General features: G+C 48.3%; 11 protein-coding genes. 4 read left to right on the top strand and 7 right to left on the bottom strand.

The window, feature by feature from the left end:
• Window positions 1–19: 19 nt before the first annotated feature.
• Both BZG75_RS01795 and pepN read right to left on the bottom strand, forming a co-directional pair.
• Window positions 20–238, bottom strand: coding sequence for a DUF2835 domain-containing protein (locus BZG75_RS01795; RefSeq protein ID WP_021023225.1), 219 nt, complete (start codon window positions 236–238; stop codon window positions 20–22).
• 107 nt (window positions 239–345) lie between these two features.
• Window positions 346–2,955: an aminopeptidase N gene (pepN, locus tag BZG75_RS01790; protein WP_077575993.1), complete on the bottom strand. Its 2,610-nt coding sequence runs from the start codon at window positions 2,953–2,955 to the stop codon at window positions 346–348.
• 363 nt (window positions 2,956–3,318) lie between these two features.
• On the opposite strand from pepN, the gene pncB reads away from it, so the two are divergent.
• Window positions 3,319–4,491 (top strand): nicotinate phosphoribosyltransferase, encoded by a 1,173-nt coding sequence (pncB, locus tag BZG75_RS01785; RefSeq protein ID WP_077575992.1) that lies wholly within the window; start codon window positions 3,319–3,321, stop codon window positions 4,489–4,491.
• A gap of 70 nt (window positions 4,492–4,561) precedes the next feature.
• Here pncB and BZG75_RS01780 read toward each other — a convergent pair whose 3' ends face one another.
• From BZG75_RS01780 to BZG75_RS01765, 4 genes are all read right to left on the bottom strand, one after another.
• Window positions 4,562–5,218, bottom strand: coding sequence for a hypothetical protein (locus tag BZG75_RS01780; protein WP_077575991.1), 657 nt, complete (start codon window positions 5,216–5,218; stop codon window positions 4,562–4,564).
• Window positions 5,219–5,345: 127 nt separating this feature from the next.
• On the bottom strand, window positions 5,346–7,373 hold the full coding sequence (gene prc / locus BZG75_RS01775; protein WP_077575990.1) for a carboxy terminal-processing peptidase: 2,028 nt from the start codon (window positions 7,371–7,373) through the stop codon (window positions 5,346–5,348).
• Window positions 7,374–7,390: 17 nt separating this feature from the next.
• Window positions 7,391–8,047, bottom strand: a complete 657-nt coding sequence (gene proQ / locus BZG75_RS01770; protein WP_021023230.1) for an RNA chaperone ProQ — start codon at window positions 8,045–8,047, stop codon at window positions 7,391–7,393.
• 114 nt (window positions 8,048–8,161) lie between these two features.
• Window positions 8,162–8,620 carry a GAF domain-containing protein gene (locus tag BZG75_RS01765; protein ID WP_077575989.1) on the bottom strand — a complete coding sequence of 153 codons (459 nt, stop codon included), beginning with the start codon at window positions 8,618–8,620 and terminating at the stop codon, window positions 8,162–8,164.
• Window positions 8,621–8,696: 76 nt separating this feature from the next.
• On the opposite strand from BZG75_RS01765, the gene BZG75_RS01760 reads away from it, so the two are divergent.
• From BZG75_RS01760 to BZG75_RS01750, 3 genes are read left to right on the top strand one after another with little or no spacing between them, the layout of a single operon-like run.
• A complete protein-coding gene (locus BZG75_RS01760) occupies window positions 8,697–10,499 on the top strand; it encodes an ABC transporter ATP-binding protein (protein ID WP_077575988.1) in 1,803 nt (600 codons plus the stop codon).
• Between the two features lie 2 nt (window positions 10,500–10,501).
• Complete coding sequence (locus tag BZG75_RS01755; RefSeq protein ID WP_158009948.1) at window positions 10,502–11,761, top strand: paraquat-inducible protein A; 1,260 nt, start codon at window positions 10,502–10,504, stop codon at window positions 11,759–11,761.
• Window positions 11,724–14,360, top strand: a complete 2,637-nt coding sequence (locus BZG75_RS01750) for a PqiB family protein (RefSeq protein WP_077575987.1) — start codon at window positions 11,724–11,726, stop codon at window positions 14,358–14,360. Before BZG75_RS01755 ends, BZG75_RS01750 begins: the two co-directional genes overlap by 38 nt.
• 191 nt (window positions 14,361–14,551) lie before the next feature.
• Here the strand turns inward: BZG75_RS01750 and BZG75_RS01745 are convergent, their stop codons facing one another.
• The gene (locus BZG75_RS01745) at window positions 14,552–15,391 is read right to left on the bottom strand and encodes a CvfB family protein (protein WP_077460567.1); all 840 of its coding nucleotides are present in this window, start codon (window positions 15,389–15,391) and stop codon (window positions 14,552–14,554) included.
• Window positions 15,392–15,399: the final 8 nt, after the last annotated feature.

The raw sequence follows: 15,399 nt of genomic DNA, 5'->3' as shown, positions 1-15,399 counted from the left end.
AGGCTTTAACCAACGCCTATTAAGCAACGCGCATTAACGATTGAAAGCGGTGGTGCGCGTCCGTCGTCAGTTTAAAACGCCCCCTAATGCCAAGCTGTGAAAGAAAAGGTCGAAAGCGAGACGCCGGGATTTGTAAGCGCAGCCCTTGGTCCGTAGTCACAACCACATTCGCTGCTGCACCACTGTAGTAATGCTGATACTCAGAATAGGCAATATAGACGCTAAAAAAGTACTCCATGTTTCACTTTTTAATCCGCTCATAAGTTTATTCGTTAAAAAGCCGCCCAACCAGGCGGCTTTTGAGGTTCACTTGTCGTACGTCTTGATTTTATCCCAACTTATTGGTTACTGCTCAAGTGTTTTTTCCACTTTTTCATACAAATCGTTCGCCAAGTTATCCATATCGGCGAGCTCTTGCAGTACATTACGCATTTGCTGTTGACGCGCTGAGTCGTAGTACGCCAGTTTCAATAGCGGATCAATCAAGCGCGACGCCACTTGCGGGTTAGACTGGTTTAACGTCACCAAGATCTCTTTTAAGAATCGATACCCTGCACCATCTTTAGCATGAAAACGTGCCGGGTTACGATTACAAAATGCGCCAATTAAACTCCGTATACGGTTAGGGTTTTTCAACGTAAATGCTGGGTGCGACATTTGCGCTTTTACTTGCTCTAACGCATTGTCGGCTGGATTGGCGCCTTGCAGCATAAACCATTTATCCATCACCAACCCATCATGCTGCCACTGATCACTGAAGCCTTTCATCAGCGGCTCTCGGCAAGGCAATTGTGCACTGTTTGCTGCGCTCAGGGCTGCCATGGTATCTGTCATATTGTGCGCTTCTTGATAATGCTGCTCAACATAGCCATTGCCATTTTCTGTATGGGCCAAGTAACTCAAACAGGCATTACGCAAGGCACGCTCACCCATCGCTTTGTGTGTGATTTGATAATCCGTTTGTGCATACTGACGATACACAGCAGCAAGCTCATCCACCATATGATCAGCAAACTGCTGTTTAAACGCTGCCATCACTTGGTGAATAGCGTCCACGTCGACCGTTTCAAACCAACCTGCTACCTCTGTCTCTGAAGGTAAATTGAGCACTTCAGCAATCAAGGCAGGATCGGTATTGTCACTCAGCAATACACCACGGAAGGCATCAACCACGGATAAGGGCACATCGATCGGTTGGTCATCTTGCACACGCGCTACATTCGCTTTGATATGCTTAGCCAGTAAGCTTTGGCCCGCATCCCAGCGCGCAAAGTCATTCCGAGCGTGCTGCAATAAGAACGCCAACTCATCGTCCTGATAATCATATTCGAGTTTAACCGGTGCTGAGAATTCGCGTAGTAGCGATAGGACCGGTTGCTCATCGATATGATCAAACAGATAGGTTTGCTCTGCTTGTGTGACCGCCAATACGTTAGAAACCGACTCTCCGTGACGCTGTAACTCAATCACACTGCCATCTTGACGGTACATTTCGATATCGAGCGGAATATACAGCGGCTGCTTTTCTTGCTGATCAGCCGTCGCCGGCGTGTGCTGTGCCACATGCAGCGCCAGTTGCTTGGTAGCCGCATCATAGGTGGATGAAACGGTCAGCACCGGTGTACCTGACTGGCTATACCACAGACGGAACTGGGTAAGATCAATGCCTGATGCCTCTTCCATCGCTTGGACGAAATCATCACAGGTCGATGCGGTACCATCATGGCGTTCAAAATACAGCTTCATCCCTTTTTGGAAAGCAGATTCACCGAGAATGGTGTGCATCATACGAATGACTTCACTACCCTTTTCGTACACAGTTAGGGTGTAGAAGTTATTCATCTCAATCACCTTTTCAGGGCGGATTGGATGAGACATAGGGCTTGCATCTTCAGCAAATTGCGGGCCACGCACGATGCGTGCATTGCTGATGCGGTTGACGGAGCGCGACCCCAAATCAGAGGAGAACTCTTGATCACGGAAAACCGTTAACCCTTCTTTGAGGCTAAGTTGAAACCAATCCCGACAGGTAACACGGTTGCCTGTCCAATTGTGGAAGTATTCGTGGCCAATCACCGCTTCAATACCCAGGTAATCGGTATCGGTTGCCGTCTCTGCATTGGCAAGCACATACTTGGAGTTAAAGATATTTAGGCCTTTGTTCTCCATCGCGCCCATATTGAAAAAGTCGACGGCAACAATCATGTAGATATCGAGATCGTATTCTAAGTCAAATCGCTCTTCGTCCCACTTCATGGCGTTTTTCAGTGACACCATGGCGTGGTCGGCACGATCTAAATTGCCTTTATCGACGAATATTTCTAACGCGACATTGCGCCCTGAGCGCGTTTCAAACGTGTCTCGCAAGACATCAAAATCACCGCCCACCAAGGCGAATAGATAGCTTGGTTTAGCATGGGGATCGTGCCATTCAACCCAGTGACGGCCGTCATCAAGATCACCCGCCGCCATTTTATTACCGTTACTAAGCAAATAAGGGTACGTCGCTTTATCCGCAATCACTTTGGTGGTAAATCGCGCCAGTACATCAGGACGGTCTAAGTAGTAGGTGATACGACGGAAGCCTTCTGCTTCACACTGGGTACAGTACGCACCGCCAGAAATGTATAACCCTTCTAACGCAGAGTTATTCTCCGGATCTAGCTGGGTTTGAATGGTTAAAGTAAAGGCGGCGGGGACATCGCGAATAATCAATTTACCCGCTTCTTCGCTGTATGCCGTCCAGGTGTCACCATTAATATCCAGGCGCACCAGAGTCAGATCATCACCATCGAGTACGAGATCCGTCGCGCGTTCATTAAGACGTTTTACCTGACTGACTGCTGTCACCAGGGTCTTATTCGGATCAAGATCGAACTCAAGATTGATATCCGTGATAGTAAAGTCCGGTGCGCGGTAGTCATCACGGTATTTGGCGGTAGGTTGTTGAGACATGTTATTTCCTTTTTATCGGGTGTACCTCAGCCAACGAATTGTATTCATTCGCCTTTAGGACGATGTGCATGCCATACCATACCGCGGCTGAGCAAAGATGACTATAGGTTTAACAGTTTGTTATCAAATGTTTGCGTTTACATTTAACGCGATGGCGACAAAGGATTAACGCCCGCTCAATGGGAGACAGACAAAGACACGTCGCTGTACTAAAAACAAACGGTAGTGGTTAAAAGCGCAACAAAATGTCAACGAAGCCTGCCAATCCATGCGGAAATATAATGTGACGACGGTTAAATTTTTTGAAAATTACGGTACTATGAAGCCAATTTCGTTTTGCAACCCGTAAGGCGTTCCTCACGCATGCACAATCCGATCATCACATCGCTTTTGGATACTGATGCTTATAAACTAAATATGCAGCAGGCTGTCTTTCATCATTACCCTGACGTTCATGTCAGTGCGGACTTTTATTGCCGCAGTGATGAAAACCTTGCCTATCTGCGCGAACAGCTTATCGACCATATTCACCACATGGGGACACTCCGTTTCCAAGCGGACGAGATTGATTATCTCGCCTCGTTAGATTTGTATCAGGCCGATTTTCTCGTCTACCTTTCGCACTTCCAGCTCAACCCTCAACAGGTGACGGTGTCCATTGAAGAGGGACAACTTGCTGTGCATATCAATGGGCCATGGTGTGACGTTATTCTGTGGGAAGTGCCACTGCTTGCGATTATCTGTGAGCTACGCAATCGCGCTTGCTATCCAGAATTGGGAGTCGCGGATGCCTTAGCACGCCTTGACGACAAACTGGCACACTTACCGGCCGATGGCTACTCGGATGACTTTCATCTGGTTGATTTTGGTACACGCCGTCGTTTTTCGCGCGATGTCCATCAGGCTATCGTCACGCGTTTACACGCCGTTTATCCACCGCTAAAGGGGACCTCGAATTGCTGGTTAGCAAAGCAGCTAGGGCTTCCTCCGGTTGGCACACAAGCGCATGAGTGGTTTCAAGCCCACCAACAACTGGCGGGCGATCTAGCAGATTCTCAACAGCTCGCGCTTAATGTATGGCTACGCGAGTATCCGAATAGTCTTGGGGTCGCCCTTACCGACTGTATCAATATGGATGCCTTTTTGCGCGATCTTGATGCGTCTCTATCTCAGGCATTCAGTGGCTTACGTCACGACAGCGGCGATCCCATCATCTGGGGCGAAAAAGCCATTGCGCACTATCGCCACCACCATATCGATCCTAAAGATAAAACACTCGTTTTTTCAGATAGCTTGACACTGGCTAAAGCCATTCATATTTATCAACACTTTGCGGGTAAGGCGAGTACGTCGTTTGGGATTGGCACACAACTGACTTGTGATCTACCCAATGTGAAAACACTAAATGTGGTGATCAAGCTGACCAGCTGCCAAGGCAAACCCGTAGCCAAAATATCGGATGAACCGAACAAGGCGATTTGTAAGGACGAGGCGCATTTATCGGCGCTAAAGGCCGCATTTAATTTGTCGCCGTGAATCACGGATTGGGCCCGTAAAATGCCATGACGATAACCAACTTTTACGGGCTAAACGATTCTTGGCGCTGCTATTCTTGGCGTTGCCGTTGTAATACCGCTTCCATACCAAATACATCATTGGTTAATCGCAAAGTATCAGCGGCCAGTTGGTATTGCGACGAGTGACGCCCTTCTTTGTAAATCAACATTAAGTGATCCCCCTCGACCAAATAGACGCCTCGATGGGTCACTGAACGGCCACTATCGCCTCTTACTTGCATCGCAAACAAAAAGTCTGGGCGCAACTTTAGCGACACACCGTCTACGTCTTCGCTAACATCATCACCTTCAATACTGTTTGAACGCCACAAACCACTCAGGTTGTCTGGAAGCAACTTCGTAAAGATAGCCCCCTGTAATTGCAACTGGTGATGATTCAATTGATAAGCATGTACCTGATCCGTGCCATTCTCATCATAAAGCCTCAGTGTTTGCTGAGTAACGCTATATTGGCCGGCCGCTGTTTCCAGCTTTCCGTTACGACGTAACATATCGATACGAAATTCATAGTGGGAGTTAAAGGAGATATTAATTGCTTTATAAGGATGGAGGGTTGATGTTTCGCTTGCTTCACTAAACCAGTACCATTGCCCCAGCAGCAAAGGCACGTCAAAGCGCCCTAAATCCTCGCTATGCACTGGCCATGCCATAAACATGGCAAGTGTGATCCCGTAGAAATAACGCATACCTTCCCCCTACTGATGGTGATGCCTTATTACTAAGATTAGACCTAGTTCTCATTTTGAGTGAAAAAAAGCCCAGGTCGGATGACCCAGGCTTATCGTGATCACAGTCGTGTCTTTTTCGGGCTCACTATTCGTTAAGAGATGACTCGTTACGCGATGTCGTGAGATTAACTAGATCTCGCGTAATACTGGCGGCTTCGTCTAGGTAGGCATCGGGCTCTTCATACTCTTTAGGTACATCATCGAGTGACTTGAAGCGAGGCTCACCCATGGCTTCTTGACGTGCATTTAAACGCGCTAAGCGGTCTGCATCTTCGTCATCCATCTCTTGACGTCGTACTTTCTCATTTAAAGACAAGGTATTGTCGTCCTTTTCTTTTTGATAGCGCGCGATATCTTGACGAATAAAACCGAACTCTCGATCGTCAGCAATCCTTGCTTGATGACGTTGCGCGAGGGTATCAATCACTGATTCAGGCAAAGACTGTGCCTGATAATCCGCTTTTTCAATACGATCCCAAGGCAATGCATTGTCTTCCATACTTTCACCGGTTTCATCAGGCGATACAGGCGATGGAAACGCAATGTCAGGTACGACACCTTTATTTTGGGTACTGCCGCCACTGATGCGATAAAACTTTTGGATTGTATATTGCACGTAACCCAGTGGGTTATCGAACAAATCGTAAATATGGTTGAGCGAACGATGCTGTTGCACTGTTCCTTTACCAAACGATTGTTCGCCAATCACTACCGCTCGATCATAATCCTGCATGGCAGCGGCAAAAATTTCCGACGCAGAGGCACTATAGCGATTTATCAGCACGGTCATTGGGCCATCGTAATAGCTTTTGCCATCACTGTCGGCGTTGACTTTCACTCGACCGTAGCTGTCTCTTACTTGCACAATCGGGCCTTTGTCGATGAACAAACCACTGAGCGCCGTTGCTTCACTCAGCGCCCCGCCACCGTTATTACGTAAATCGACAACGATGCCACTGACATCTTTCTCTTGTAAGTTTGCCAATTCTTTTTTGGTATCATCGGCTAAGCCGACATAAAACCCCGGTACCGTGAGTACACCAATTTTATCTTCGCCGCGCGCGATCACTTCCGACTTCACCGCACGATCTTCAAGACGAATTTTATCGCGGGTTAACGTAACGTTGTAACTTTTAGCATTAGCGCCTTCAGGAAGAATTTTGAGTTGAACCTCGCTCCCTTTCGGGCCTTTGATCAGTTCCACCACGTCATCCAGACGCCAGCCAATAACGTCGACAACCGATTCGTCTTCCTGGCCAACACCAATAATGCGGTCACCTGGTGACAACTGTTTTGACTTGGACGCAGGGCCACCAGCAACCAGAGAACGAATGACGGTATATTCGTTTTTGACCTGTAAAACGGCACCAATTCCTTCAAGAGATAGGTTCATTTCCGATTGAAATTGTTCGGCATTACGGGGAGATAAGTAGCTCGTATGCGGATCAACCTCACGGGCGAAGGCGTTCATGTAGACTTGAAACACATCTTCACTATGGCTTTGTGTGAGGCGTTTTAACGCACTGTTATACCGTTTCCCTAGGGTGTCGCGGATCGCATCATCCTCTTTCCCCGTGAGGCGTAAGTTCAATGCGTCATTTTTGACTCGCTTGTCCCAAATCGCATCAAGCTCCGCTTGATTTGCCGCCCATGGTCGCTCAGTACGATCCAGTACCATGCTCTCATCTGCGGAAAAATCAAACGGTTTATCGAGTACTTTTAAAGCGTACTGATAGCGTTCAAAGCGCTTTTTGAGAACCCGGTTATAAATCGCATACGCGGCTTCTGTTTCACCCGCCTTTAATTGGTCATCTAAACGATCTTCCCAACGCGATAGCGTGTCGACATCATCCTGAGTCAAAAAGACACGGTTGTAGTCGAGCGTTTCAAGGTAGCGTTTAAAAATAGCCGCTGAGAACGCGTCATCGAGCGTAAACTGCTTGTAGTGCGATCGGGTAAAACGAGAGGTTACCCGCTTAGAAGCGGTTTCGTGTTGAGGTTCTGCAGAGAGTGAAGGTAACTCACTGAGTTGAAAATCGGCCTCTACGGCCTGGGCAGATGCTGCCAGCATGAGGCTGGCAGCAATCGCCGAAACGCGGCGTCGACAAAACATGCGTCGAGGAGTCTCCTTTAAGCGCTGAGGTGCTCCGCTTTTACTAACATGGTTAATCCGTTAGTTAGGCGAACCCGCACCTCATCCTTATTAATTTCAACAATGGTCGCAGGTAAATTACCATTGCCCATGTTCACATTTACGTCTTTGCCTACGACAACGTCGTTGGCGCTGAGTTCGCGACGTGGCTCACTCTCTTTCTTAGTCATTTTAGCGGGCTTTGGTTTACTTGTACGGCCTTTTGCCGATTGCGCTGCCGCTTTTTTGCCTTTGGCTGGCGCTTTTTCACCGTTTTTCGCCTGAGACTCCGCTTTTTTCGCCTGTTGTTGCTTACGACGCTCAGCGGCCCGTGCTTTGCTTTCTGCTAGAGCCTGAGCCGCATGATCAATATGCTCTTGCTCTAACTCGCCGCACGCATTGCCATCTAAATCGACGCGTGACGCACCGGGTTTCACGCTGTGCAGATAACGCCAGGAAGACGTGTACTGACGAAGCGCGGCGCGCAATTGGGTTTTGCTTACCTTGGGGTCGCCGTCTAGACGAGTCGCAAGATCTTGAAAAATACCAATTTTTAATGGCTTGGCTTCGCCTTCAACAGTAAAACATTTAGGGAAACGTTCAGCAATATAGGCAATGACTTCTTTGCTGTTCGCGAGCTTTTCAGTATTTTCCATGTTTTTTCCTGGCCTGCTGCAGCAAACTGCAGCAGCGTATCTACGTGTATTTAAGTATGAAAGTGGTGCGTATTATAGATACCTGATATTAAAAAACTACCAAGATTGGCGAAATCATAAGTGTTTTTGCATTTCTTTGACCAAGGTAGCCAGTCCATGCTCATCTTCTTGGTCAAATCGACCGATACTTGGACTATCAATATCGAGTACCGCATGCCGTTGTCCGTTGACGTGCACTGGCAGAACAATTTCAGCGTTACTGGCGGCATCACAGGCGATATGTCCTTCAAAAGCATGGACATCTTCAACTCGCATGACAATATCTTGTCGATAAGCCGCACCGCATACACCTTTATCAAAAGGAATACGAACACACGCGGGTTGGCCTTGAAATGGTCCAAGCACTAACTCGTCACCGTCATCAAGATAAAATCCCACCCAGTTGATATCGTCAAGTTGGCTATTTAGCAAGGCGCTCACATTAGCAAGCTTAGCGATAAGGTTAGGCTCACCTTCACATAAAGCCACCGCTTGTTGCGTTAACAAACGATAAAAATCCGCTTTGTTTTCCATAAATCACTGCATCTCAATCAACAAGACCATTACAATAGAAAGAATCTAAAGACATTTCAATTGAGTATCTTGATTTATGATCACTTGGCGCTGGCTTCTTGACCAAGCACGACCTCATCGAACGCGGCTAATCTGGGCAAACGTGGTCGCCATTGCTGCCACGCTCATCAGTGTGCCGATTCCGCTATTGATGCCATTATTGGTCGACGAGGTGCTACTCGACAAACCCGATTGGGGGCTGTCGGTACTTAACACAATACTGCCACAAAGCTGGCAACAGGCTGCGTACTATATCGCTGCCGTCTTAGTGATCGTGGTATTGATGCGCACTATCAGCCAAGGGTTGAACATCTTACAAGGTCGCCAATTTACGCTGGTGGGTAAAGCCATCACCTATAAAATCCGTCAGCACCTGATTGCAAAACTCGGCCGTATCAGCATGCGAGAGTACGAACTTCGTGGCAGTGGCGGGCTGACTTCTCACCTTGTCACCGATGTGGAAACCATCGATAAGTTTATCGGGACCACGCTGAGTAAATTTATTATCGGGATCCTCACTGTCACCGGGACAGCGGTGGTTTTGCTTTGGATTGACTGGCGATTAGGCTTGTTTATCTTATTGATTAATCCCATTGTGGTGGCGCTGAGTCGTGCCCTCGGCCAACGCGTAAAACACCTTAAAACGCGCGAAAACCGAGCCTTTGAACAGTTCCAACAGCGACTGGTCGATACTCTAGACGGATTATATCAACTTCGCGCCGCTAACCGAGAGAGGACCTATTTAAAGCAACTTGATGACAGTGCCAATGATATTAAAGTGAGCGCCGATAAATACGCGTGGCAATCTGAGGCGGCGGGTCGTCTTTCGTTCTTAATGTTTTTAGTCGGCTTTGAACTCTTTCGCGCAGTCGCGATGGGCATGGTCTTTTTTAGTGATCTTTCTATCGGCTTGATGTTTGCCGTGTTTGGCTATCTATGGTTTATGCTCGGGCCAGTTCAAGAGCTACTCGGGATACAGTTTGCGTGGTATAGCGCCAAAGCAGCGATAACTCGGATTAACGAGGTCTTGCAATTACCCGAAGAAACTCGGCGTCCAGAAGGGATCGATCCAGGCGAGCTCATGTCAGGGAGGGGTAACCCGCAAGCAATCGATGTTGAGATAGATAATCTTCACTTTGCGTATGATGATGACAAAGCGATTCTCGATGGTCTCACCATGCAAATCCCGGCCGGACAACGCGTGGCCCTCGTCGGCGCAAGTGGGGGCGGCAAATCAACCCTCATTCAGCTGTTGTTAGGGCTCTACCCTGTAGAACAGGGTGATATTCGCTTTAATGGCCATTCCATTCATGCCATCAATATGGATGCGCTTCGTCATCAAATTGCCGTGGTATTGCAACAGCCCATACTGTTTAATGATACCTTAAGAAATAATTTAAGTCTGGGGCGTGAGTTTGATGATGCGACGCTCTGGCAAGCGTTGGAGCGCGCACAGCTGGGCGACGTCGTGAATCAGCTGACTCAAGGCTTAGAGACCCCACTGGGACGCCAAGGGGTGCGCTTATCAGGCGGTCAGCGCCAGCGTGTTGCAATTGCGCGTATGCTGCTCGGCGACCCTAAACTGGTGATTTTAGATGAAGCCACGTCGGCACTCGATACCGCCACTGAACGCGCACTGCATCAAGCAATGCAAACCTTTTTAGCCGGTCGTACGACACTGATTGTTGCGCATCGGCTGTCAGCGGTTAAAGAAGCCGATCTGATTTATGTGCTCGATGAAGGTCAGGTCAGTCAACAAGGGACACACACCGAACTGGTGAATGCACCCGGTGTTTATCAAACCTTATATGGACAACTCCAACAGGTAGCAGGGAAATAATCGTGAGAAGGCAACCACCAGACAACACCCTATCGGTATCTTATCCAAGTCAGATAAGGTGCCCGGGTTGTGACCGGGTGCTACAAGGCTGTCAAACGGGTTATGACCATCTTGCCATTTGCCCACGCTGCGCGACCAAACTCGCACAGGGTCGACGCTTATCATTTAATAGTGAAATCGCGTTAACCTTGACGATACTTATCCTTTTCTTGCCAGCCCATCTCCAACCTTTGCTATCGATAGATTTATTAGGCTCAACGATCAACGTCTCCTTATTGACTGGTGCTGCGCGCCTTTGGTCCGACTTTCCTTTTGTGGCTGCGCTCGTGGTGATTTGTGCCTCTCTAGGGCCACTTATCTTTACCAGCGCTTTACTCACTTTACACCTTGCACGACGACGTCAAGCGATTCGGTGCTTTCGTCTTGCGGTCAAGGTAGTTGACCATAGTCGTCATTGGGTCATGGCGGATGTTTTGATGGTCAGTTTGGCCATCGCTTGTTTTAAAATTCAAGACTATGCCTCCCTGCATTTCTCCATCGGCCTCGCCTGTTACGCGGTTATCCAGATCTTGCTCTCTGTGCTGCTGGTCAGAGTGAATACACAAAGATACTGGGATACATTTTCTTTAGCTGCGACACCATCGGATAACACGTCCACACTCATTCGTTGTGGTCACTGTGGCTTAACACAGACCGCAGACCAAGGCGCGTGCCAGCGCTGCCACCAGCCTCTTTATCGGCGTGTCATTCGCAGTGAGCAAAAGACATGGGCATGTTTGATCACAGCCAGTATTTTTTTGTTTCCAGCCAACGTGTATCCGATCTCAATTTTATTTTCTAACGGTATTCGGCTTGAAGACACCATCTTCTCTGGGGTGGCGAGCTTAATCAATAATGGCATGCCTGGTATTGCCGTGATCATTTTCACCGCCAGCATCATCGTTCCAGTGGCCAAGATCTTGGGGCTAGGATTAATACTAATCAGTTTTCGGCGCCGCACTGCCATTACACCTCGTCAGCATATGTGGCTATATCGTGGGGTTAAGTGGATCGGAAAATGGTCAATGATGGACTTATTCGTCATTGCATTTATGGTGGCATTAATTGATCGTGGTCGCATTATGGACTTTACCCCCGGGCCGGGCGCCATCGCGTTTGGCATTGTCGTGGTATTAACCATGCTCGCCACCGAATTTCTTGATACGCGTTTGATATGGGATCATCATGAGCGACAAACAAGACCTACCCTCACCGATAATTAAAACCACCTATGGCCTGTCTCCACTATGGATACTCCCTATACTGGCGCTAGGTTTAGCCGCATGGTTGGTGTTTCAGTCAATCAATGAAGCCGGGCAACGGATCCAGATCCTTTTTAGTGATGCACAAGGATTAGAAGCTGGGCGGACCATTATACGCTATCAAGGGCTGGAGGTCGGCAAGGTGCGCAATATTACCTTGGCTGACGATCTTGATGGTATTTATGTCGATGCCAATATCTATCCAGAAGCCACACAGCTTTTAACTTCCGGGACCGAATTTTGGCTGGTCAAGCCTCGCGCCTCCATCACTGGGATCAGTGGCTTAGAAACCTTAGTATCCGGTAACTACATTGCTTTGCAGCCAGGAAAAGGTGAGCCTCGCCTGACATTTACCGCACGCGACGAGCCACCGACAGATATGGCCGAAAAGGCGGGGACGACGGTGAAACTGCGAGCACCGACCCTGGGTTCTCTTAATGTCGGCTCTCCCCTTTATTACCGTAAAATTCAAGTCGGCGAGGTTTATAGCTATCGGCTCGACAGTGACGCGCAAGGCGTGACGCTCTCGGCGTTGATTGAACCCCAATTCGCACACTTACTAAAAGAGCAGACACGTTTCTGGTCGGTCAGTGGGCTTAAAACACGAATCGATGCTTCTGGCGTTGAACTCGAATTAGATAGCGTGGCAAGTTTAATTGCGGGAGGCATTGCGTTCGACTCTCCCGATAACAGCCCTCGTTCGGATGCGAATCAGCCATTTCAATTGTATTCGAGTCTCGCGCATGCCGCGCGGGGGCAAACATTAAACCTCTCTTTACCCGCTGATCACGGTCTGCCGGGCCGAGGCACACGGATCACCTACCAAGGATTAGAAGTGGGTGAAATTACGCGTATTGAGATCACAGACAATTATCCTGGTCCTATCGCCACCGCCAAACTCGATCCCAGTATGACCTGGCTACTGAACAAAGACACGCGTATAAAAATCGAGCAACCACAAATTGGCTTTGATGGCTTGAAAAACATCGGTAACCTCGTACTTGGCAATTATTTATCGATTGAGCCAGGTTCTGCGGACGCAGATTCCGTTACATCGGACCATCTATTCACCGCTGCCAACCGCCATCAACAACGTAAACAACAAGACAATGCCTTAACCGTCACCCTGACCGCAGACGATGCCTATGGGCTCTCTCAACATACAAAAGTGTTACACCGCGGCATAGAGGTCGGCTTTATTGACCATATCGGCTTCAATGAAAGTGACAATGTTACGATAGATGTGGTGATCGACCCGCAATATCGTCACCTCGTAAAACAAGCATCGCAATTTTTCATCCTTGGCGGCATTACTGGTGAGCTAACGGGTAAAGGGCTCGACGTGGTTGTGCCTGCAATGGAACAAATTGCCGATCCGGCGCTTAGCTTCACCAGCGAGGGGGCGAAAGGCGCCAACGATACCTATCCGCTTTACACGTCATCCATTCAAGCAAAACATGCCAACCAAAGCGCACAAGGCCAAACGCGCTTTACGCTTGTCGCTGACCGCTTACCCAGTATCAGTGAAGGTAGCCCCGTGATGTATCGTAACTTTATTGTCGGTCAAGTGGAGGGTTACCAATTAAACGGTCAGAGCGTCACCATCGCCATCGCTGTCAATAACCGCTACAAGCACTTAATTCATCGCAATACAGTGTTTTGGAACCAATCCGGACTGGATATCAAAGCCAATTTACGTGGCGTTGAAATTAATACAGGCTCGGTCCGCTCGCTACTCAATGGCGGCATCGCGTTTGGCGACATGCCGGGGATCAGTAATCAACGCAACGGAGAGTGGAAGCTCTACCCTTCCAAACAAGACGCAGCCCAATATGGTGTTGATATTATGCTGACAGTCGACCAAGCCAATGGGGTAAAAGTAGGCAGTGCGATTCGCTATCAAGGCGTCGATGTGGGTGAAGTGATCGACATGTCGCCAGATTTCAGTCAGGAGAAGGTGCGTATGCACGCAAGGCTCTACCCGAAATATAAACGCGCATTGGCGCGTCAAGGAAGTTACTTTTGGTTGACGCAACCCGTACTAAGTCTGACCAAGACAGAAAACTTAGACTCCTTATTTGGAACTTATATCTCCGTCGAGCCCGGCCAAGGTGAGTTTTCCCAGCAGTTTGTCCTGCATGAGACGCCAAAGTATCCGCAAGGACTCACTTTGATATTAGAAAGCGATGCGCGCCATTCAGTGACCCGAGGTACGCCTGTGTTGTATCGAGAAATAGAAGTAGGCACTGTCGCTAAAGTAACACTGGGTGAACTCGCTGATCGCGTTTTATTCGAGTTACACATTGCTCCCGACTATGCCTATTTAGTACGCGAGAACTCTGTATTTTGGAATCAATCAGGCGTGGATGTCTCGATAGGATTAACCGGTGCCGATTTAAAAAGCGGTACCATTGATAGTTTGCTAAAAGGCGGGATTGCTTTCTCAACCCCTGAGGACAAGCCGCTTCAGCCTATCGCTCAGGATCAACAGCATTTTTTACTCCATGATGAAGGGAAAACCGCATGGAAAGCGTGGCGGACAACGATTCCCAAGCCATGATCCCCAGGGTATCGCGCGTCTGTCGCGATACCCTTTTATCTTCATTTCCACGCCCGCATTATTTTCTTCACGCGCTGGAAAACCACTAATGATAGACTACACTATAGGAAACAAAGTTAAATTGGCATCGGGCTCCAATGAGCCTTTTCCCTAAGCCCGGAACAGGACGTACCGGGCATTTTTTTGTCATGTTAATCGAACTTAGTTAAGTAAATGCCATCGTGTTCGATCCGGATTTGTCGCTGCTTATACAAGCCACCCAGTGTCTTTTTAAAGGTTGCCTTGCTCGTACGAAACAAAGCAAAAATAGCATCAGGCGAACTTTTATCATTCAGCGGTAAGAAGCCGTCTTTGTTTTCCAGCGTACGTAAGATTTTATCGCCTAACTCATCGACCCGGGCTTTACCTGGTTTTTGTAGCGATAAATCCATTTTGCCATCGTCGCGTACATGTTTGACGTAGGCGCTGAGTTTTTTGCCAATAAACAACTTACCAAACGCTTCAGCGCGATAAATCAGTCCCCAGTGTTGATTGTCGACCACACACTTATAGCCCAGATCGGTGTTATCCGTGATCAGTACCGTGACTTTATCTCCCTGTTGCATTTTGGGCTGTGCGTCGCTAATAAACTTGTTAAATTTACGACTCGCCACAATGCGCCCTGATGCATTGTCAGTATAAACGCGCACAACATACGGTTTGCCCTCTTCCATACGCGTGCGTTGCTCACTAAATGGCACCAGCAAGTCTTTAGTCAGCCCCCAGTCAACAAACGCGCCCACTGAGTTCACCCCAACACAACGCAAGGATGCAAACTCACCCACTTGCACATAAGGCGTTTCGGTGGTCGCTATGATGTCATCTTCAGAATCGAAATAAATAAACACATCAAGGTCGTCGCCAAGCTGAGTATTCTGCGGTACATAACGCTTGGGGAGGAGAATATTGCCGTAGTCATCTCCATCCAGAAACACCCCAAAGTCTACCTGTTTGACCACAGTAAGCGTATTAAATTGGCCTAGTTTAATCATTGTCTCAA

Origin of the sequence: Salinivibrio sp. AR640, assembly GCF_001995405.1 — a bacterium.
Lineage (GTDB): Bacteria > Pseudomonadota > Gammaproteobacteria > Enterobacterales > Vibrionaceae > Salinivibrio > Salinivibrio costicola.
This window is presented reverse-complemented; position numbering and strand designations above follow the sequence as displayed.